This is a genomic window from Streptomyces sp. NEAU-YJ-81, from assembly GCF_017592595.1.
Classification (GTDB): Bacteria; Actinomycetota; Actinomycetes; order Streptomycetales; family Streptomycetaceae; genus Streptomyces; species Streptomyces hygroscopicus_B.
Window position 1 is genome coordinate 170,354 of the sequence record NZ_JAGFNO010000005.1, and the last position, 20,764, is coordinate 191,117.

Annotated in this window: 18 protein-coding genes; 10 read left to right on the forward strand and 8 right to left on the reverse strand. The window is 71.6% G+C overall.

Translation table 11 applies throughout. From position 1 onward, the window contains the following. The first annotated feature begins 109 nt into the window (after nt 1–109). Complete coding sequence (locus J5X86_RS14385; protein ID WP_208517155.1) at nt 110–802, forward strand: hypothetical protein; 693 nt, start codon at nt 110–112, stop codon at nt 800–802. Between the two features lie 8 nt (nt 803–810). Here the strand turns inward: J5X86_RS14385 and J5X86_RS14390 are convergent, their stop codons facing one another. Beyond that, a complete protein-coding gene (locus J5X86_RS14390) occupies nt 811–1,509 on the reverse strand; it encodes a DUF4232 domain-containing protein (protein ID WP_208517156.1) in 699 nt (232 codons plus the stop codon). Between the two features lie 197 nt (nt 1,510–1,706). Between J5X86_RS14390 and J5X86_RS14395 the strand changes: the two genes are divergently transcribed. After that, complete coding sequence (locus J5X86_RS14395) at nt 1,707–3,173, forward strand: helix-turn-helix transcriptional regulator (protein WP_208517157.1); 1,467 nt, start codon at nt 1,707–1,709, stop codon at nt 3,171–3,173. 169 nt (nt 3,174–3,342) lie between these two features. On the opposite strand, the gene J5X86_RS14400 is transcribed toward J5X86_RS14395, so the two are convergent. From J5X86_RS14400 to J5X86_RS14425, 6 genes are all read right to left on the reverse strand, one after another. Continuing rightward, on the reverse strand, nt 3,343–3,867 hold the full coding sequence (locus tag J5X86_RS14400; protein ID WP_208517158.1) for an AAA family ATPase: 525 nt from the start codon (nt 3,865–3,867) through the stop codon (nt 3,343–3,345). Between the two features lie 143 nt (nt 3,868–4,010). After that, nucleotides 4,011–4,913, reverse strand: a complete 903-nt coding sequence (locus J5X86_RS14405; RefSeq protein ID WP_208517159.1) for a Gfo/Idh/MocA family protein — start codon at nt 4,911–4,913, stop codon at nt 4,011–4,013. A 34-nt stretch (nt 4,914–4,947) separates the two neighbouring features. Then, the gene (locus tag J5X86_RS14410) at nt 4,948–6,147 is read right to left on the reverse strand and encodes an ROK family transcriptional regulator (RefSeq protein WP_208517509.1); all 1,200 of its coding nucleotides are present in this window, start codon (nt 6,145–6,147) and stop codon (nt 4,948–4,950) included. A 17-nt stretch (nt 6,148–6,164) separates the two neighbouring features. Continuing rightward, nucleotides 6,165–7,031, reverse strand: coding sequence for a carbohydrate ABC transporter permease (locus J5X86_RS14415; RefSeq protein ID WP_243980442.1), 867 nt, complete (start codon nt 7,029–7,031; stop codon nt 6,165–6,167). Between the two features lie 14 nt (nt 7,032–7,045). Then, complete coding sequence (locus tag J5X86_RS14420) at nt 7,046–8,068, reverse strand: carbohydrate ABC transporter permease (RefSeq protein WP_208517161.1); 1,023 nt, start codon at nt 8,066–8,068, stop codon at nt 7,046–7,048. Nucleotides 8,069–8,117: 49 nt separating this feature from the next. Next, entirely contained in the window at nt 8,118–9,521 is a 1,404-nt protein-coding gene (locus J5X86_RS14425) for an ABC transporter substrate-binding protein (RefSeq protein WP_208517162.1), read from the reverse strand. Between the two features lie 125 nt (nt 9,522–9,646). Here J5X86_RS14425 and J5X86_RS14430 point away from each other — a divergent pair, with 125 nt between their 5' ends. The 5 genes from J5X86_RS14430 (at nt 9,647) to J5X86_RS14450 (ending at nt 15,913) form a co-directional block, all read left to right on the forward strand. Continuing rightward, nucleotides 9,647–10,693: a zinc-binding alcohol dehydrogenase gene (locus J5X86_RS14430; RefSeq protein WP_208517163.1), complete on the forward strand. Its 1,047-nt coding sequence runs from the start codon at nt 9,647–9,649 to the stop codon at nt 10,691–10,693. A gap of 11 nt (nt 10,694–10,704) precedes the next feature. After that, a complete protein-coding gene (locus J5X86_RS14435) occupies nt 10,705–11,508 on the forward strand; it encodes a sugar phosphate isomerase/epimerase family protein (RefSeq protein ID WP_208517164.1) in 804 nt (267 codons plus the stop codon). Next, nucleotides 11,505–12,860: a hypothetical protein gene (locus J5X86_RS14440; RefSeq protein WP_208517165.1), complete on the forward strand. Its 1,356-nt coding sequence runs from the start codon at nt 11,505–11,507 to the stop codon at nt 12,858–12,860. Before J5X86_RS14435 ends, J5X86_RS14440 begins: the two co-directional genes overlap by 4 nt. Then, complete coding sequence (locus tag J5X86_RS14445; RefSeq protein WP_208517166.1) at nt 12,857–14,773, forward strand: glycogen debranching N-terminal domain-containing protein; 1,917 nt, start codon at nt 12,857–12,859, stop codon at nt 14,771–14,773. The genes J5X86_RS14440 and J5X86_RS14445 overlap by 4 nt, the downstream gene beginning before the upstream one ends. 159 nt (nt 14,774–14,932) lie before the next feature. Continuing rightward, nucleotides 14,933–15,913: an alpha/beta hydrolase gene (locus J5X86_RS14450; RefSeq protein ID WP_308124554.1), complete on the forward strand. Its 981-nt coding sequence runs from the start codon at nt 14,933–14,935 to the stop codon at nt 15,911–15,913. 62 nt (nt 15,914–15,975) lie between these two features. Here J5X86_RS14450 and J5X86_RS14455 read toward each other — a convergent pair whose 3' ends face one another. Beyond that, complete coding sequence (locus J5X86_RS14455) at nt 15,976–16,611, reverse strand: TetR/AcrR family transcriptional regulator (RefSeq protein WP_208517167.1); 636 nt, start codon at nt 16,609–16,611, stop codon at nt 15,976–15,978. A 257-nt stretch (nt 16,612–16,868) separates the two neighbouring features. Here J5X86_RS14455 and J5X86_RS14460 point away from each other — a divergent pair, with 257 nt between their 5' ends. From J5X86_RS14460 to J5X86_RS14470, 3 genes are all read left to right on the forward strand, one after another. Further along, nucleotides 16,869–17,993, forward strand: a complete 1,125-nt coding sequence (locus J5X86_RS14460) for a VOC family protein (RefSeq protein ID WP_208517511.1) — start codon at nt 16,869–16,871, stop codon at nt 17,991–17,993. Nucleotides 17,994–18,062: 69 nt separating this feature from the next. Further along, entirely contained in the window at nt 18,063–19,025 is a 963-nt protein-coding gene (locus J5X86_RS14465; protein ID WP_208517168.1) for a fumarylacetoacetate hydrolase family protein, read from the forward strand. Nucleotides 19,026–19,032: 7 nt separating this feature from the next. Further along, on the forward strand, nt 19,033–20,760 hold the full coding sequence (locus J5X86_RS14470; protein ID WP_208517169.1) for a bifunctional 3-(3-hydroxy-phenyl)propionate/3-hydroxycinnamic acid hydroxylase: 1,728 nt from the start codon (nt 19,033–19,035) through the stop codon (nt 20,758–20,760). Nucleotides 20,761–20,764 lie beyond the last annotated feature (4 nt).

Sequence of the window (20,764 nt, forward strand, 5' to 3'; positions counted from 1 at the left end):
GTCTATGTGTAGACCTAGCTCGGTCGTCGAACTCATCGGTGCCGGCCATGTCACCGCTTGGTTTCCCGCCCCGACGGGTGGGGCGGAGGCTCGTTCTAGGATCTTCGGCATGGCGAAGCGCGCGGTACATCGGCGGGCCCGGAAGATACTGGGCGAGGAGCCCGTGGCCCTGGTCTGGTGCGAGATCCACAAGCCCATTCCCACACCGCCCAAAGAGGCGCACCGCGCCGCGGGCAAGGGACGGCTGAAGCCGGGCCACCACTGGCTGCTGTACGTCGGGGCCGTCGTGTTCTTCTTCGTCGTCATCCCGGTGATGCTGATCGACAAGCTGGGTGGCCGACTTGACCGGCTGTCCCAGCCGCGACGCAACCGCGGACCGCGGGCCGGGGAGCCGCAGACTCCGCCGGACGCCCGCCGCTCCGCCTCCGGCCGCGACCCTGCCCGCGATCGCCGGCAGGACCCCACCCACGGCATCTTCGACGGCGACTGGAACCTGACCGCGGGCCAGCTCCTGCTGCGCTGGTATGGGCATTCACCCAACCCCAAGCGCCTGGTCATGCTGGCCCGCGATCGCGTCTGCGTCGCCACGTCCCCTCGCCGCCGGCTGTCGCCCACCAAGGCCGACGACTTCCAGACCTTCGCGGAGTTTCCCCTCGATCAGGTCCGTGTCGAAGGCGGGGCGGGCCAGCCACGCGGATTCGCCACGTTCCGGCTCCGCTTTACCGACGGCTCCTGGCTGGAGGTAGGACGGCTGGGCGAACCCGGAGACGCAGACCACTTCCTTCGCACCGTCAACGGCTGACGGTGGTGTTACCAGCTGATGGCGTCGTCCATCGACTGCTGCCAGTAGGTGACCTTGAGCGAGTCGTCGATGTAGGCGCCCTTCGCGGGCAGTGACGGGTGGGCGGCCGAGGGGACGTCCTCGTCGGCGGTGCGGCCCTGGAAGTGGACGGCGAGGGACTTCTCGGTGTGGCCGTTCGTGCCGCTGCCGTCGGTGGCAGACAGGTTCACGGAGGAGTAGCCGGACTCGCCCGGGGCGAGCGTGACGACGGCCTGCGGCTTCGAGTCCTCGATGACCGGCGGCACCGACTGGGCCTCGCCGAAGCGGACGGCCGGGTAGCCGTAGAGGTAGCAGGTGCTGCTGCCGGTGTTGGTGACCGTGAGCAGCATGTGGTTCACGGGGCGGTTCAGGGGAGCCGCGACCGTCTTGGTGTTGGAGCCCTGGCAGGTGACGCCCTTCTTGCCGCTCGTGCCGGACTTGCCGGTGTTGGTCTTGCCGTTCCCCGATGCCGCGGGCACGTCCGTGGCCGACTTCGAACCGGCGGCGCCCGTCTTCGCGTCCTCCTGGGAGGACGAGCCGGAGGCGGACGCGCTCGAGGAGGTGCCCGCCGACGAGCCCTCATTGCGGACGCCCTCTCCGTCGTTGCACGCCGTCAGGGAGAAGGCGGCGACCGCGACGGTCGCGGCGGCGGTCAGGAGGCGGGTGCGGGAGGCACGGATGCTGGACATGTGGGTGAGCCCTTTCGGTGGTGCGGTGGGTGTGGTGCTTGGATGACTGGAGCTTGTGGGGCGGTCCGTCCCAGCGGCCACGAAAGCCGGGCAGTCGGAGACGCTGGAACGCAGAAACGGGCTTTGACCAGGGGGAACGTAAGGGACCTGGGACGCGGGAATGGGACGCGCCGGGCCACAGGGGAAGGGGAGTAACGGTGTCAGGGACGACAGGGGCCGCGGGAGCGGCGGGGGCCGCCGGGGACGCGGAGGCGTTCGCGGAGCGGCTGCGGGGGCTCAAGGAGCGCTCGGGGCTGAGCTACGGGACGCTCGCCAAGCGGCTGCACATGAGCACGTCCACGCTGCATCGCTACTGCAACGGCACGGTCGTGCCGGCCGATTACGCGGCGGTCGAGCGGGTCGCGCGGGTGTGCCGGGCGACCCCCGAGGAACTGGTCGAGCTGCACCGGCGGTGGATTCTCGCGCATGCGGCGCGGGGGCGTAAGGAGCAGGGGCCGGACGGGGCGGCGCGTGGTGCGGGTGCCGGGGCCGACGCCGGGGCCGGGGCCGGGGAGCCCGAGGGAGCGCCGACGCCTGGTGATTCGGCGCCCGGCGCCGGGGACCGCGGACTGCCCAGGACGGGGACGCACCCTGCCGATTCGGGTGCTGGGCTGCCCGACGCGGCGGCTGGAACGGAGTCGGCGTCCGAGGGCGGTCAGCTCCGCGAGCCCGGTGGAACCGATGAACCGGTTGTCGGCGGCACCGCCCCACCCGCTCCCGTACGGTCCCGGCGGCGCCGCACCGCGCTCGTCGCGTCCGTCGCCGTGGCCGCGGTGCTGGGAGCCGTCGCGTTCGCCGTGAATCTGCCGTCCTCCGGAGACGGCGGCGGTGACGAGAAGGCCGCGGGGGCGGGGGCCGCCACATCGACCACCGGCCCCGGCACCGGGACCGGAAGCCGAGGGAACGACAAGCGGCCGTCCGCATCGGCCTCCCCCTCCCCGTCCCGGAGCGCGAAGACCGGCAAACCCTCCGCCCCGCCGTCGGAGCCCGCCGCCCACAACGGCGGGAGCGCCGCCGAACGCCCCGGCGGCGCACCGGTCAACATCGCCACCCGCCCCTACGTCTACGACAGCCCCTGCAGCCAGCACTTCCTCGTCGACAGCGAGCCCGCACAGGTCGGCCCGCCCGCCGCCGAGCCGGACGCGCCCCGCTGGGCCGCCGCGTACGGCGCGGTCTCCTCGGGGGAGCAGCGCGTCGCCCTCACCGTGCAGGGCACCGGGAAGGACACCGTCGTCCTGGAGGCGCTGCACGTACGCGTCGTCGCGAAGGGCGCCCCGCTCACCTGGAACGACTACTCGATGGGCGTCGGCTGCGGCGGCGACGTCGAAACCAAGTCGTTCGACGTCGACCTCGACAACGGCAGCCCCACCGCCACCGTCAAGAACGGCCAGCGCGACTTCCCGTACAAGGTCAGCGAGTCCGACCCGGAGGTCTTCTACGTCACCGCCCACACCAAGGCGCATGACGTCCGCTGGGACCTCGCCCTGGACTGGTCCAGCGGCGACCGCCACGGCACCGTGCACCTCGACAACAGCGGCTCCCCGTTCCGCACCAGCGCCGCCGCCGGCCGCCCCGGCTACGACTACCCGCTGGGCAGCAGCGAGTGGGCCAAGCGCGAGGAGTAGCCACGGATGCCGAACGCGGCTGTCCGCCCTCGGGCGCGCCGGCGACGTGTTGGCCATCGGTTAGTCGATCATCAGCGGCGGCGACCAGGGTTGCTTCCCGCGGCCGACCGGTTTCAGCTACGGCGAGCGTCGACAACCACGCGTTCTTCGTCTGGATCGTCGACTCACCTCAACTCTTGACGGCCGCCGCGATCTGCAGGGCGGCCTGGGCGGGCGTGAGGTGCGTGGTGTCGACGACCTCGGCCTCGCCATGTAGCCACGTGCGGGCCGCCTCGGCGTAGGGCTCGAGGTATTTGAGACGGAACGGGGAGTTGGGGCCAAGAACGGTGTCGCCCGCGATGCGCCCGCGGAGGGTGTCCTGGTCGGCGTGGAGGACGAAGTGCCGTACCGGAATGGCATGTTGGGCGAGGCCCGTGCTGATCTCGCGCCAGTACTCCTCGACCAGGACGGTCATGGGCACCACCAGAGTGCCGCCGGTGTAGTCGAGTACGCGGCGGGCGGTCTCCACTACGAGCGGTCGCCACGGCGGCCAGTGCTGGAAGTTGTCCGTCGCGGGCAGCGCCGGCGTGATGTCCATGAGTGTCTCGCCGACCTTCTCGGCGTCGAACACCCGTGAATCCGGGATCAGCTGCTGCACGAGTGCACTGGTCGTCGTCTTGCCTGCGCCGTGGGTGCCGTTGAGCCATACGATCATGGGACCCGACGCTAGCGCTGTGCGGGCCGCGGGAACGGGAACAGCGAAAATCCGGTGCGGCTTCGGCACCCGTGAGACAGGCGGCGGCCAGGACGGCGCCGATGGCGGCCGCGCGGTCCCGGTTTCCCGGCCCGCCTGCGGGGTCAGTGCTCCGTGGCCCGGTCGATGAGGGACTGCAGATACAGGCCCCGGCGGGCGTCGAGTTCGGTCGGGGTGTGGGTGCGTACGGCGGTGGCGAAGTCCCGTCGCAGGATCGGCCAGCACTCCTCGTGGTCGATCTCGGCGGTGTCGTAGACCAAGGGGGCTTCGGCGCCGAAGAGTTCGATGCGGGTGAGCGCGCGCGGAACGTCGACGGCGCCGGACAGGGACGCCTGGCTGACCGTGCCGTTCGCGTGTTCACAGGTGAGCTCGGTCCAGCGGCGGGGGTCGCCGGTGGCGCGGATCTCGGTGATGGGGCCGACGGCGGCGTCCAGGAGGTCGAGGAGGTGGGGCCCGAGGTCCAGCAGGGCGCCGTGTTCCAGGCGCCAGCCCGTGGCGAAGTCGCCGCCGAGAAAGGCGCCGTGGAGGTAGCAGGAGCGGGCCCCGGCGATGTCGCGGGCGCGGGCGGCGGCGAGGAAGGCGCGGGTCGCGGGGTGGTAGCGCTTGGTCAGGACCAGCTGGGAGACCACGTCGGCTTCGGCGACGGCGTCCGCGAGCCGCCGTGCGGCGGCCAGGTCGGGGCCGAGGGGCTTCTCCAGCAGCAGGGGCTTGCCGCGCTTGGCCGCCAGGGGGGCCAGCTCGGCCTGGACGGCGGGCGGGACGGCGAAGGCCACGGCCTCGCAGTGGTCGAGGAGTTCCTCGAAATCGGCGGCGACATGCGCCGCGTAGGGGGTGGCGGCCAGCCGGGCGGCTTCGGGGCGGCGGGCCCAGACCGCGGAGAGCCGGGTTTCGGGGCCGGTGGCGAGCATGCGGGCGTGCATCGCCCTGGCCCAGGGACCGGCGCCCACGAGGCCGACGTCCAGGGGCCGGTGCGTCCAGGGGGCGGGTTCGGTGGGGTGTGTGGTCACGGTGTTCCTGTCGGTCGGGGTGGCCCCCGCGGGGTCAGTGCGCGATGCGGTTGAGCCGGTCGTCGGCGCAGGCGGGTGAGTAGAGGGATTCGACCACCATGGCCGCGGCGCCGATGACACCGGCGTGGTCGCCGAGCCGTGACGTCACGACCTGGAGGTGCGCGGTGGTACGGGGGATGGCGCGCTGGTAGAGCAGCTCGCGGACGCCGGTCATGAACGGGGCGCCGGCGAGGTCCCCGGCGAGCATCAGGACCCCCGGGTTGAGGAGGGTGACCACGGTCGCCAGGACTTCGCCCGCACGGCGTCCGGCCTCCCTGGCCAGCCGGATCGCGTCGGGATCGCCCTTGGCGAGCAGCGCCTTGACGTCGGAGCCCGAGTGGGTTTCGGCGCCGAGGCCGGCCAGCTCCCGGGCCAGCGCCCCGCCGCTGGCCACGGCGGCCAGACAGCCGTGGGCACCGCACATGCACAGCGCGTCGGACCGGTCGTGGAGGCGGATATGACCGATGTCGCCGGCGCCGCCGTCGATGCCGCGGTAGACGCTGTCGCTCACGACGACGCCGGCGCCGATGCCGGTGGAGACCTTGACCAGGACGAAGGCCGAGCAGTCGCGGTGGTTGGCCTGGTGCTCGGCCAGCGCCATGAGGTTGGCGTCGTTGTCGACGAAGACGGAGACGGGACCGCCTTCCAGGCTGGGGCCCACATGATCGGCATAAGCCTTCTGCAGCCGTTCCCGGATGGGGTACTGGTCCCATCCGGGCATGATCGGCGGCTCGATGACCCGTCCCGTGTCCCAGTCGACGGGGCCGGGCACCGAGAGCCCGATGCCGCAGACGTCGGCGGCGTCGATACCGGCGGCGGTGATCAGATCCGGGAACCAGCGGGCCAGTTGGTCCAGGACCTCGTCCGGGCCCTGGTCGATGTGGAGCGGGCCGGTGTGCTCGGCGAGGAGGGTGCCCGCCAGGTCGAGGACCGCGGCACGGGCGTGCCGGGTTTCGAGGTCGGCGGCGATGACCGCGGCGTGGGAGGGATTGAAGACGAGCCGGTCGGACGGGCGGCCGCCGGTGGAGGTGCCGGTGGTGTGGCGCAGCCAGCCGGCCCGGTCGAGCAGGTCCAGACGCTGCCCGACGGTCGAGCGGGACAGCCCGGTGGCGCGTTGCAGATCGGCTCGGGTGTTGGCGCGGCCACTACGGATCAGCTGCAGCAGTTCGCCCGCGCTGACCTGGTTCGGTGTCATCATGCTTTCCCCACGCGTCAGCTCTTGTCGGCGCCGCTGGTGAGGCCCTCGGTGAGGAGGCGTTCGGCGGCGAAGAACAGAAGTACCACGGGGATGGTCAGTACCACCGACCCGGCCATGAGGACGGTCTTGGGCACTTCGATGCCGTTGGACAGCTGGGCCAGGCCCAGGGAGACGGTCCACTTGCCGGGGACGGCGGCCAGGAAGAGCAGCGCGAAGAGGAATTCATTCCAGGCGATCATGAAGACGTACAGGCCGGTGGCCATGAGGGAGGGCAAGGTGAGGGGCAGGATCACCTTGCGGACGGTCTGCAGCCGGGTGCAGCCGTCGAGCGCCGCGGCCTCCTCGATGGAGGAGGGGATGGTGACGAGGTAGTTCTTCAGCATGTAGATCGACACCGGCACGGTCTGGGCGACGTAGACGATGGCGAGGCCGACCAGGCTGGAGGAGAGTCCCATCTTGGCGAAGACGACGAAGAGCGGGACGGCCAGCAGGGTCGCGGGGAACAGGTAGACGGCCAGGAAGAGCGCGCTGACCTGGCGGTGGCCGAAGAACTTCAGGCGGCTGACGGCGTAGGCGCCGGGTACGGCGGCCAGCAGGGTGAGAACGACGGTCCCCAAGGACACCAGGGCGGAGTTGAGCAGGAACCGCAGGAAGCCCTGGCCGCCATCGTCGGTGGACCGCAGCACGTCCCGGTAGGTGGACAGCGTGAAGTCCTTGGCCGAGATCAAGAGGGATCCCGGGTCGAGCAGGAGTGCGTCGATGGGCTTCACCGACAGCAGCAGCATGTAGTAGAAGGGCAGCAGGGTGATCACGGCGAGGAACGCGATGACGCACCAGCGCAGGACGCCGAAGATCCTCTCCTCGACGTGGGCCCGGGTCAGGGTGGCCTTACGGGTCACGATTCCTCCTGGACCTTGTTGCCGAAGAGCTTGAAGTAGAAGCCCAGCAGGATCATCAAAGCGGCGGCCAGCACGAGGGCCTGGGCGGCGGCGGCTCCCACGTCGTAGCGGGCGGTGAGGAAGTCGTAGACCCTCACGGCGGCGACGTTGGTGCCCGCACCGCCTCCGGTCAGCAGGTAGACATCGTCGAACTTGTTGAACGTCATGATGAACCGCAGGACACACAACAGGGCGATGACGGGCATCAGTTGGGGCAGCAGAATGTGGCGGAAGCGCTGGGAGACGGTGGCGCCGTCGACCAGGGCGGCCTCCTCCAGGCCGTCGGGGACCGCCTGCAGCCGGGCGAGGATGAACAGGAAGGCGAAGGGGAAGTAGCGCCAGCACTCGAAGGCGATCACGGTCAGCAGGGCCAGCGGGATGTCTACATGCAGACCGAGCAGGTGGACCTCGTACTCGCGGGTGGAGAGGAAGGCGATGGGGTCGTCCCAGCCGAACAGGCGCCGGCCCCAGTCGTTGACGACGCCGTACTGCGGGCTGAGCGCGACCTCCCAGACGAAGGCCACGGCGACGACGGGGGCGACGTAGGGCAGCAGCATGGCCGCCCGCAGCAGTCCGCGGCCGCGGAAGGGCTTGCGCAGCGCGAGCGCGGCGATGAGTCCGAGGGCGACGGAGCCCAGCGTGGCGCCCGCGGTGTACAGCAGGGTGGTGGTCAGGCTCGACCAGAAGCCGGCGGAGTCGAAGACCTGGGCGAAGTTGTCCAGGGACCAGTTGCCGAACAGCCCCATGCCCTGGATGTCGACCAGCTTGGCCTTCTGGAACGCCAGCAGCACGGTCCACGCGATGGGCAGCACGACGACCACGAGGACCACGATGAAGGTGGGGGAGACGAACGCGAGGCCCGCGCGGTTGGCGCGGCGGCTGGCGGTCATCGGGCGGCGGCCCGGGGGGACAGGGGGCCGGCCCGTGGGCCGAGGGCTGGTTTCCCGGCGCTGCGGTGCGCCCGCTGGGGCTGTCGTCATGAGGAGACCTTTGTGAGGTGCAGGTACAGGTGCAGGTGCATGCGGGCGGCTACTGCAGGGACTTCTTGAGGGCGGCGACTTCGTCCGCGGCTTCGCGGGCCGCCTCGGAGGAGGAGATCTGCCCGCTGGTCATGGCGCCGATGGACTTCGGTACGGGCAGCTCGCCGTTGGTGGCGCCGACGAGCGCTCCTTCGCCCTGGGTGATGCCCCAGCGCCGCATGTTGCTGACGCCGTCGGCGAGCTGGTTGAGCAGGCGCGCCGGATAGACCTGGTCGAAGGGGATACGGGTGTCGACGCCGATGGCGCTGTGGCGCCAGGCGGCGAGGTAGCGGTTGGGCTCCGCGGCCGTGCCGTGCCGGACGGGGATCTTGCCCTCGGGCGCCATGCCGAACCAGGACTCGTAGCCCGAGCCCATCATGTACTCGATGAACTCGCGGGAGGCCGCCGTCTCGGCCGTCTTGGTGGTCACCCATGAGGTGATCTCGCCGAACTGGGCCGCCTTCGTGGCGTCCGGGCCCTTCATCGCGGTGACGATGCCGCTGTTGTGCGCCAGGTACCGCGGATCCTTCTTGCACTGGGGACAACTGGGCAGGGCGTCCTTGCGCAGGCCGGCGAGTTCGTCCAGCAGGAACGAGGACCAGATGATCATGGATGACCGGTCCGCGAAGTAGGTGGCGCGGGTGGAGTCCACGGTCTGGGCGCCCGGCGGGCCGTAGGCGCGGGCGAGCTGGTCGTAGGTGTGGAAGGCGGTCTCGCACGGCGGGGATGCCAGCGCGACGTCGTGGTGGACGTCGACGAGCTGGCAGTTGTTGGCGAGCGCCAGGTTCTCGAAGCTCTGCGAGGTGAACACGTCGGCGGGGTCGGTGGACGCCGAGATGCCGTCGTGGCCCTTGGTGGTGAGGGCCTTGGCGGCGGCCAGGGTCCGCTGGTAGGTGTCGGGAGCCGCCAGATGCTTACCCGCGAACTGGTCCTTGCGGTAGACCAGCAGCTGGAGCCAGGCGTCGGAGGGCACGCCGAGGGCGGTGCCGCCGTCGGAGGTCAGGTCCAGCGCGTTCGGGTTGAAGGTCTTCCGCCCCAGCTCGGCGATGATCTTCTTCGGGATGTCGGTGTTGAGCAGCCCGTTGTCGTACATCTGCCAGACCTGGCCCATCGGGGCCGCGCCGATGACGTCGGGCAGGGTGCCGGAGGCCGCGGCCGACATGATCAGCTGGGGCATCTGGCCCTCGTCGACTCCGACGAGGTGGACCTTGATCCCGGTCTTCTTCTCGAACCCGTCGATGATCTTCTGGGTCGCCGCGGCGCGGTCAGGGAGGTTCTCCTGTGACCAGACCGTGATCTCACGGTCCGGTTTCCCCGGTCCGGTGTTGCCGGCACAGCCCGCGAGCAGCCCGATGCCCAGGGCTGCCGTGACGCCGACCGCGGTCATCCTCGACCGCCGGGTCCTGGTGCGCATGGTGTCCTCGTCTCGACTTACGTCTACTGAGCACGCATCTCAGCATCACTTTTGCTTGTTGACAAGACGTAAGTGGCGGTTATTGTCGACGCAACCGACATCCGCACCCCCTTCCGGAGCCATCCGTGGAACGCGTCGTTCAATTCACCGGCCCTCGCCAGGTGGAGGTCGCCGAGCACCCCAGAGCCGAACTTCCTCCCGGGCACCTCAGGGTCCGGACCCGCTTCTCGGGCATCTCGGCCGGCACCGAGCTCACCGCCTATCGCGGCACCAACCCGTATCTGACGCGGACCTGGGACCCCGACGCGCGACTGTTCCGCGAGGGCGCGGCCGGCATCCAGTACCCCGTCGCCGGATGGGGCTACTCCGAGGTCGGCGAGGTCGTCGAGGTCGCGCCGGAGCTGGCCGGTACCCCGGGCCTGCCGCGCCCCGGCGACCTGGTGTGGGGGATCTGGGGACACCGCAGCGAGGGCGTCGTCCCGGCCGAGCGCATGATCGGCCACGCCCTGCCCGCCGGGCTGGAGCCCCTGGCCGGTGCCTTCGCCCGCGTCGGCGCCATCGCGTACAACGCCGTCCTGGCCGCCGACATCCACCTCGGCGAGGACGTCGCCGTCTTCGGCCAGGGCGTCATCGGGCTGCTCACCACCCGCCTCGCCCAGCTCAACGGCGCCCGCGTCACCGCCGTCGACGCGCTGGACAGCCGGCTGGAGACCGCCAAGACCTACGGCGCCCACCACACCCTCAACGCCCTTACCGACCAGGTGGCCGAGAGCATCCGCGACGCCACCGCCGGCCTCGGCGCCGACCTCGCCATCGAGATCAGCGGCGCCTACCCGGCCCTGCACGAGGCCCTGCGCTCGGTCGCCGCCGGCGGCCGCGTGGTGGCGTCCGGCTTCTACCAGGGCGACGGCATCGGCCTGCGCCTGGGCGACGAGTTCCACCACAACCGCGTGCAGCTCATCTGCTCCCAGATCGGCGGCGTCCCCGCGCAACTGTCGAACCGCTGGAGCGTCGAACGCCTCCAGCAGACCTTCCTGCGCCTGGTCGCCGAGGGGCAGGTGGACGTCACCTCCCTGGTGAGCCACACCATCCCCGCCGCCGACGCCGCCGACGCCTACGCGCTGCTGGACGAGCGCCCCGCGGCGGCGCTGCAGATCGTCCTGGAATTCTGAAAGGGCTCCGCATGCTCCTCAAGACCGCCGTTCAGGAACAACTCCTGCCCCAAGGCACCCTGCAGGCCAAGTGGGACTTCGCCCAGGCGGCCGGCTACGACGCCATCGAACTGCGCGCCAAGGGCGACTTCCACTTCGCCTCGCGCCTGGACGAACTGCAGCAGGCGCGCAAGGACGGCGTGGTCATGCCGACCGTCTGCGTCGATATGCTCCACTTCCTCGGCGCCTTCGACCAGGACCTGCGCCGCGACGCCGTTGCCCAGCTGAAGTCCCAGCTCACCGTGATCGCCGAAATCGGCGGCCTGGGCGCCCAGACCCCCGCCTCCTACGGCATGTTCTCGCGCCGCCTGCCCCCCTTCGAGCCCCCGCGCACCGAGGAGGAGGACCGCGAGATCCTGCTGGCGGGCCTTGCCGAACTCGGCGAGCACGCGCGCAAGGAAGGCGTCACGCTCTTCCTGGAGCCGCTCAACCGGTACGAGGACCACATGGTCAACCGGCTGGAACAGGCCGCCGGTCTGATCCGCGCCACCGGTCTCGACTCGATCAGGATCGGCATCGACAGCTACCACATGAACATCGAGGAGAGCGACCCCGCCGCGGCGATCCTCGCCCACGCCGACCTGATCGGCCACGCCCAGGTCTCCGACTCCAACCGCTTCCAGCCCGGCGCCGGCCACCTCGACTGGCCCGCCTGGCTCGGTGCCCTGCACACCATCGGCTACGACGGCTATCTCGCCGCCGAATGCCGCCTCACCGGTGAGCCCCTCGAAGCGGTCCGCTCCATCCCCGCGTTCCTGCGGGGGTCCGGCGCGTGACCGCACTCCTGGACGGGCCCGCGCCCACCGCGGCCGCAGCCCTGACACTGCGGCGCGGTGCGGCGCGGGTCCTCATCGAGAACTGGACCGGCACCTCCACCGTTCCCTCCCGCACGCTCTACCCCCACCAGTGGAGCTGGGACTCCGCCTTCATCGCCATCGGGCTGCGCCACCTCTCGGCACGCCGCGCCCAGCGGGAACTCGAATCCCTGCTGGCCGGGCAGTGGGCCGACGGACGCATCCCGCACATCGTCTTCAACCCCGCCGTGCCGCACGACGCCTACTTCCCCAGCCCCGACTTCTGGCAGTCCTCCCACACCGGCCGGGCGGCCGGCGCACCGACGGCACCCGAGACCTCGGGCATCGTCCAGCCCCCGGTGCACGCCCTGGCGGCCTGGCTCGTACACCGGGCGGACCCGGCCGAGTCCAGGCGGCGGGGCTTCCTGCCCCGCGTCTATCCGCGCCTCGTCGCCTGGCACGACTACCTCCGCACCCGCCGCGACCTCGCGGGCGCGGGACTTGCGGCCATCGTGCACCCGTGGGAGCCCGGCATGGACAACAGCCCCTGCTGGGACCGGGCCCTGCGACGCGTCGACCCGGCCGCGCCCGACGCCTTCCAACGCGCCGACCTGATCCAAGGTCACCCCGCCGACCGGCCGACCGACCTGGACTACGGGCGCTATGTGCGGCTGGCGACCGACTACCGGCAGGCCCACTACGACGACCGGACGGCGCGGCACCGCTTCGCCGTCGAGGACCCCTGCTTCAACGCCCTGCTGATCGCCAGCGAGTTGGCCCTCGCCGGCATGGCCCGCGACCTGGGCACGGCCGACGCACCGCACACCGCACGCGCCGACGAACTCACCCGGCACCTCGTCACCCGGTTGTGGGACGACACCGCCGGCCTGTTCCGCGTCCGCGACCTGGTCACCGACGCGCTCGTCGACGAGCGCGCCGTCACCGGTCTGGTCCCGCTCATCGTTCCGCATCTGCCGCCCGACCTGGTCAGGCGCCTTCGGGACACGCTGGACGGCCCGCACTTCAGGGCACCGTCCTCGCGGCTGGTCCCCAGCTACGACCTGACCGGCCCGGCCTTCGACGCCAAGCGCTACTGGCGCGGTCCGGCCTGGTTCAACACCGCCTGGCTGATCCAGCGCGGACTGCGCACGCACCGCCTGTGGGCGGACGCCGACCGCCTGCGGCACGGCATCCTCGCCGAGGCGGGACGGTCGGGGTTCGCCGAATACCTCGATCCCACCACGGGCGCCGCCCGCGGTGCGCGGCCCTTCTCGTGGACCGCGGCCCTCACGCTCGACCTGCTGTGCGCCGACCCCGAGGAGTCCAGGCCATGACCGCGGACCACCGCGTCCAACTGGTGCGCGACGCCACGTTCGCCCACCTGGAGGCCGACGGGGGCATCAGCGGCAGCCGCGGCACCACACCCGACGGTCTGTTCCTGCGCGACGCCCGCCACCTCAGCCGCTGGCAGCTCACCGTCGACGGCACCAGCCCCACCACCCTGGTGCCCGCCGCGGCGGAGACGGACCACACCGCCGCATGTGTCCTGACCCCCCAGGGCACCCGGGACCAGCCGCCCGCCTACACCGTCTTCCGCCGGCAGAGCGTCACCGCGGGCACCTTCGCCGAACACCTGCGCCTGGTCAACAACCGCCCCGGCCCGGTCACCGCCCGCATCGAGCTCACCGTCGACGCCGACTTCGCCGACCTGTTCGAGCTGCGTGCCGACGACCGCCACTACCCCAAGCCCGACGGCCGGCACGAGACGCACACCACGGCCGACGGGCTCCTCTTCGACTACCGGCGAGCCGACTGGCACGCCCGGACCACCCTCGTCTGCCACCCCGCCCCCGACGCCGTCGACAGCGCGCCGGACGCGCCGCGGCCCACCGCGCGCGCCCTCACCTGGCATCTGCGACTGGACGGACACGGCGAAGCCCAACTCCATCTGACCGCCCGCGCCCGCCCGCACGGAGCGCCGTCCCACCCGTCCGCCGCGCCACCCGCGCCACGGCGGGCACCGGCACCGGTGGACGACCTGACCCGCACCTGCGAGCGAGGCCTCGCCGACGTGGATCTGCTGACCATCGCTGCCACCGGCGTGGACGGCGAGGACGTGTACGTCCCCGCCGCGGGCATCCCGTGGTTTCTCACCCTGTTCGGCCGCGACTCCCTGCTGACGTCCTACTTCCTGCTGCCGCACCGACCGGGAACGGCCGCCGCCACGCTCAGCGCACTCGCCGCCACCCAGGGGCGGCGGTACGACGCCTTCAGCGGCGAACAGCCCGGCCGTATCGTCCACGAGACCCGCCACGGAGAGCTGGCCCACTTCCGCCAAGTCCCCTACGGCCGCTACTACGGTGCCGTCGACGCCACTCCGCTCTTCCTCGTCCTGCTCCACGCCCACTACGCGACGACCGGCGACGGCGCGCTCGCCCTGCGGCTGGAGGAGCACGCCCGGCGGGCCGTCGACTGGATGCTCAGCGACGGCGGCCTCGACCGCCACGGCTACCTCGTCTACCGCCCCGACGCGGGCGGCCTGGTCAACCAGAACTGGAAGGACTCGGCGGGCGCGATCTGCTTCGCCGACGGAACCCAGGCCGCGGGCCCCGTGGCGGTCTCCGAGGCTCAGGGATACGCCTACGACGCGCTCGTCCGCACCGCGCGACTGGCCGACGAGCTCTGGAAGGACGAGCCCTACGCACACCGGCTCCGTACCGCCGCGGCCCGGCTGCGCACCCGCTTCACCTCGGAATTCTGGATGCCGGACGCCGACTTTCCGGCGCTGGCACTGGACGGCGACGGCCGACAGGTCGACGCCCTCGCCTCGGACGCCGGCCATCTGCTGTGGTCCGGCATCCTCGACGCGGAGCGGGCCCGCCGCGTGGGGCGGCGTCTGCTGGAGCCGGACTTTTTCTCCGGCTGGGCGATCCGCACCTTGGCCGCCGGGCAGAAGCCGTACCACCCGTTGTCGTACCACCGTGGCAGTGCCTGGCCGCACGACAACGCCGTCATCGTGCTGGGCCTGGCCCGCCACGGACTCACCGACCAGGTCGACACCGTCACCGAGGGCCTGGTCGCGGCGGCGGCCCACCACGGATACCGCCTCCCCGAGGTCATCGCCGGCTATGACCGCTCCGCCACCGCCACGCCGGTTCCCTACCCCCATTCCTGCTCGCCGCAGGCGTGGGCCGCGGCGGCACCGTTGGCGCTGCTCACGGCGTCGCGGCGGGTCGCCGTCCCGTAGTGCCGTAGCCCCCGCCCGGGCCGTAGCCCCCGCCCGGGCCGGGGGCGCTGTGGAGGGACTGGTCGGCGGTTCGCGGGGGATCGGTGCCCCCGTCGGCAGTGACCAAGGCCACGGCATTCCGGGGGTGTTGGCGCGGGCACGGCCATTACAGTCGGCGCCGTGGACTTCCTCACCGACATCCTGGGCGAGCCCTACCAGTCGATCGACCTGCCGCTCGCGGCCGACCACGAGGGCGATGTCGTCGCGACCCTGGTCCGCCGCCGGTCCGCGGATCCTGGCGCCGCGGCTGGAGGCTCCCGCCGAGCGGTGCTCTATGTGCACGGTTTCGTCGACTACTTCTTCCAGACCCATCTGGCCGACTTCTACGCCGAGCGCGGCTACGACTTCTACGCACTGGACCTGCGCAAGTACGGCCGCTCACTGCGCCCGCACCACTCGCCGAACTACATCCACGACCTTGACGCCTACGACGAGGAACTCGACGAGGCCGTCCGCATCATCCGCGAGGTCGACGGACACGACACCCTGCTGCTCAACGGCCACTCAACGGGCGGCCTGATCAGTGCCCTGTACGCCGACCGGCGGGCCGGGCGGGGGACGATCGACGCGCTCTTCCTCAACAGCCCGTTCCTGTCCCTGCCCGCTCCCTTGCTGATCCGCACGCTCGGCGCCCCCGTCGTCGACCTCCTCGGACGGCTGGTGGCCACCCGCAAGCTCCCGGCCCCGCTCAACCCGCACTACGTCCACAGTCTCCACCGTGACTTCCGGGGCAGTTGGGAGTTCGACCTGACCCTCAAACCGGCCGAGGGCTTCTCCCTCTACGCCGGGTGGCTGGCGGCGATCCAACGGGGCCAGCGGCGGGTGCGCCGTGGATTGGGCATCGACTGTCCGGTCCTGGTGATGGCTTCGACCGCCAGCACCGCCACCACCGAATGGGACGACGCCCTGCTCCGCACCGACGGCGTACTACGCGCCGATGACATCGCCCGCCTCGCACCCCGGCTGGGCCCCCGGGTCACCACCGTGCGCATCCGGGACGGGGTGCACGACCTGGTGCTGTCGCTACCCGAGGTGCGCGAGCGCATCTTCGCCGAGCTCGATCTCTGGCTCCGCGCCTATCTGCCGGACCGGGCCGGGTAGTTCGCCGACACGTCTGACCCGGGCCTCGCCCAGGAACGACGGTCCGCGCTCCCGCCGTGGCTTCAGTCGTGCGCGGGAAGGGGGCGGTCGGCGATGTCCAGGGCCTCGTCGGCGGGGACGCCCAGCATGCGCAGCATCATCTCCGCCATGGCCGCGGCGGCTTCGTCGCCGTTGGCGTCCGGCTGGGCGAGGTGCAGATCCAGGAGGGCCAGCAGGCTGCCGCCCAGTGCGGAGAGGGCGATCTCGGGGCTGGGGAAGGTGAAGCGGCCGGAGGCCGCGCCGGTCTTCAGGTCGTCCAAGGCGCGGGGGGACAGGCCGCGGTCGGAGTGGATGTGTCCGAGCCCGCGATGGCGCAGGATCCGCATGATCTCGGGATGTGTCCGGGCCATCCTGGCGCTGAGCCGCACGCCGAACGCGACCCGCTCGGCGGGATCGTCGATGCCCTCCAGCCGTTCGTCGATCGCCCTGCCGTACTCGTCGAGAGCGTCGAACACCGCCTCGTCGAAGAGGGCGGCCTTGGACTCGAAGTGGTTGTAGAAGGAGCCGAAGCCCACGTCGGCCCGGTCCGCGATCGCCTGGATGCTCACGCTGGTGTCGCCGGACTCGGCCAGTATCTGCCGGGCCGCACGGATGAGCGCCTGCCGGGTCGCGGCGCGGCGCCGTTCGAACCGGTTGCTGGGCGGGGCTGACGTCGGCATGAGATGAGTCTAACCATGACCCACAGTACTGATGGATTCATCAGAAATCTTGCATGAACCCATTGACGCGGGCTGGATCAGAGATGATGATTTCATCAAGAGGGCGAATGGCCGATCGGGGAGGCCATGCCGCGATCCGGCCGTCACCGGGCCGGGCCGAACCCCAGGGACGGGGTGTCATCACGGCCGCCCCCATGCCATCGGGTGATCCGGCCGCACGAGCCACGGAGAGCACCATGCCTGACCCCCACAGCACCATGACCGACCTGAAGACAGCCCACCAGGACCTGCACAGCGAGCAGGGCGCCCTGCGGGGCGAGCACCCCGGGCGCTCCCGCAACCCGCTGATCAAGGTGGCCGACCTGGCCTGGCTGGAATTCGAGAAGCCCGACCTGGACCGCGCCGAGGTCTTCGCCCGTGACTTCGGCTTCGGCATCGTCGCCCGCGACGAACGCGAGCTGTGGCTGCGCGGCACCTTCGCCGGTCCTCCCTGCATGGTGATCCGTAAGGGGCGTACCTCCCGGTTCATCGGCCCGGCGTTCCGTACGGCCGAGCGGGCCGACCTCGACCGGCTGGCCCGCGCCACCGGCTCCGCCGTACGGGACGCGAACGCGCCGGGCGGCGGGAAAGCCGTCGATCTGCTCGACCCCTCCGGCTTCCCGGTGCGGGTCGTGCACTGCGCGGAACAGCTCCCCGCACTGCCCGAGCAGCGGCCCCTGCCGCTGAACTTCGGCACGGACCACCGTCGTACGAACGCCGCCCAGCGCCCGCCGCGCGAGCCGTCCCGTATCCAGCGCCTGGGACATGTGGTGCTGGAGACGCGGATGTTCGCCCGCGCCCTGGACTGGTACCTGGACACCCTCGGCATGATCGTGTCCGACTTCCTGTTCCTGGACGGTCAGCGCGGGCGCGGGCCGACGATGGCGTTCATCCGCTGCGATCTGGGGGGCGTACCGTCCGACCACCACACGCTGGCCATGCATCTGGGGCCCGGTACGGGCTACGTCCACTCCGCGTACCAGGTCACCGACCTCGATGCGATCGCCACCGGCGGCGAGTACCTGAAGGAGCGCGGCTACCGGCGCAGTTGGGGCATCGGACGGCACATCCAGGGCAGCCAGCTCTTCGACTACTGGCGCGACCCGGACCACCTCATGCTGGAGCACTTCGCCGACGGCGACCTGTTCTCCTGCGACACCGAGCCCGGCTGGGCGCCGATGTCGGCGAGCGGCCTCGCCCAGTGGGGTCCGCCGGTCACCCGCGACTTCCTCGGCGCCGGCCCTTCACCCAAGCGGCTGCGGGAGGTCGTGGAGGCCCTGCGCGGTGACAACGACATGGACTCCGCCCGGCTGCTGGGCCTGCTGAAGGCCACGGCCTCCTGACCCCCTCGCCCCTCCTCGTCCCCCTCGACATCAACCCACTCGACCTCGCCCCCTCACAAAGGCCCTGACATGAGCACCAATGTCCTGCGCACCGTCGACGGCTGGTGGGCCGTCCGCGGCGACCGCGCTGTCCGTATCGACACCAAAGCGGCCACCACGGCCGAGCTGCTCGCCAACCGAGAAGCCGTGCGCGAAGCCTCACACGAGGCCGCCACCTCCGGTGATCCGGGCACGCCCGTCGTCGACCTGGTGGCGCTGTCCCCGGTCACCACCCCTTGCCGGGTGGTGGCCCAGATGGTCAACTACCGCAGCCACGCCCGCGATTCGGGCTTCACCGGCGAGATCCCGCCCACCTTCTTCCGCAAGGCGTCCACCTCGGTCAGTGGCCCCGCGGACCCCATCGTGCGGCCCTCACACGTGAAGTTGCTCGACTACGAGATCGAGCTCGGCCTCGTCATGGGGGCGCCGCTGCCGCTGGGCACCGTCGTCACGGAGCAGGATCTGGCCACGTACGTCGCCGCGCTCGTCATCACCAACGACGTCAGCGCCCGCGACGTCCAGCTCACCAAGACGCAGTTCTACGAGAGCAAGTCCTACCCGACCTTCACGCCCACCGGGCCCCATCTGACCCTGCTGGAGCCGGAGGACTTCGCCCATCTGCTGAACCTGCGGCTGAGGCTGAGTGTCAACGGCGACCTGCGCCAGGACCGCACCCTGGCCGACATGATCGTCCGCCCCGCCGAGGCGCTGACCCTGCTGGCCCGCTTCCAGAGCCTCGATCCGGGCGACCTGCTCCTGACCGGCACCCCCGGCGGCACGGCCCTGAAGGCCCCGCCCAAGCCGGTCGAGAAGATCAGCGCGCTGCTGCCGACCGCCGTGAAGTGGAAGGCGTTCTTCAAGAGCCAGGCAGGCAACCCGCGCTACCTGCACGCGGGAGACCTGATCACGGCCACCATCGCGACCCCCGACGGCCGGATCGACCTCGGCGAGCAGCGCACCGCCGTCAGGAACGCCCCATCACCCGAGAAGTGAGCCGCGCATGAAAACGCATCAGGCCGTCCCGGGCAGCGTCGCCGCCCGGACGGCGCCGGTGGTCATCGTCGGGGCGGGCCCGGTCGGTGTCACCACCGCGATCCTGCTCGCCCGCCGTGGGGTGCGCAGCATCCTGCTGGAACGGCACCGCGACGTGTACCCGCTGCCGCGCGCCGTCGCGATGGACGACGAGGTCCGCCGGATCCTCCAGGCCATCGGCATCCACGATGAGTTCACGGCCATCGCCCGCCCCGCCAACGGCCTCAGGCTGCTGGACGCCCGGCACCGGGTGATGGCCGAGTTCCGCCGGGACGACCCGCAGGGCCACCACGGCTTCCCTCAGACCACCCTCTACGACCAGCCCGCACTGGAACGGCTGCTGAGGAACGCGCTGGCCCGCCACCCGGAGTGCGAGCTGCGGGCGGGGGTGGAGGTCGTCGCCGTCGAGCAGGACGCCGAGCACGACGTCGAGCAGGACCTTGAACGGGACGTGCCCGGTGACAGGCCGGGCCGGGTGCGCGTCACACTGCGCGACGACACCACGGGCGCGGTGGAGCACCTAGGGGCGGACGCCGTCCTGGGCTGCGACGGCGCGGGCAGCCTCACCCGCGACGCGATCGGCGCCGGATGGGAGGACCTGCGCTTCGAGGAGACGTGGACGGTCCTCGACGTCCGCACCGATCTGCCGGTGCGGACCTGGGAAGGGGTCGACCAGGTCTGCGATCCGGCCCGAGCGGGGACCTTCATGCGCATCGGCGAGGACCGCTACCGCTGGGAGTTCCGGCTCCGGCCGGGCTCCGAGGACCTGCGTGAGCTGGTGGCGCCCTGGGTGGACGTCCCGGCCGACGGTGACGGCTTCGAGGTGATACGGCAGGCGCGGTACACCTTCCGCGCCCGCCTCGCCGACCGCTGGCGCCGGGGCCGTGTCTTCCTGCTCGGGGACGCCGCGCATCTGACCCCGCCGTTCATCGGGCAGGGCCTGTGTGCGGGGCTGCGCGACGCCCACAACCTCTCCTGGAAGCTCGCCCGGGTGCTGCGGCAGGGCGCGGACGACCGCCTGCTCGACACCTACCAGAGCGAGCGCAAGCCGCATGCCCGGCGCATGATCCGCCTCGCGGTCGCGACCGGCTGGGCGATGACCGGCGGACAGGACAAGGCCGCCGCCGTACGGCGCGCCGCGCTCGGGGCGGTCTGCCGCATCCCCGCGCTCCCCTCGTACGTCTCCGCGAGCGGCCTCAGCCCGGCCCTGGTCCGTGGCCCACTGGTGCACGGCCGCCGCACCGGCCGCCGGCTGACCGGCACCCTCGTTCCCCAGCCGTGGGTGACGGCGGACCGTGGGCGCGTCCGCCTCGATGAGGTGCTCGGCGACTCCTTCGCGGTCCTGTCCGCCGAACCACCCGCCCCGGCCGTCCGGGCCGTCGCCCAGGCGCTCGGCGCCCGGATCGTCCGCCTCGACGTCACCGATGCGGTCTACGACCCCACGCATGCCGCCCATGACGAGACCGCCGCTTGCGACGCGACCACCGTCGTCGTCGACGATGGCACCCTCGCCGCCTGGCTGCGCGCCGCCCGGGCGGACGCCGTCCTGCTGCGCCCGGACCGGGTCGTGATGGACACCGTTCCGGCAGGCGGCGGTGGATTCACCGGTACGTTCTGCTGGGCGCCGCTGCTGTGCACGGCCCGCCGCCCCGTACCCGCCCAACAGCCCAACGCCCCAGCCGCGCATCCCTGTTGAGGAG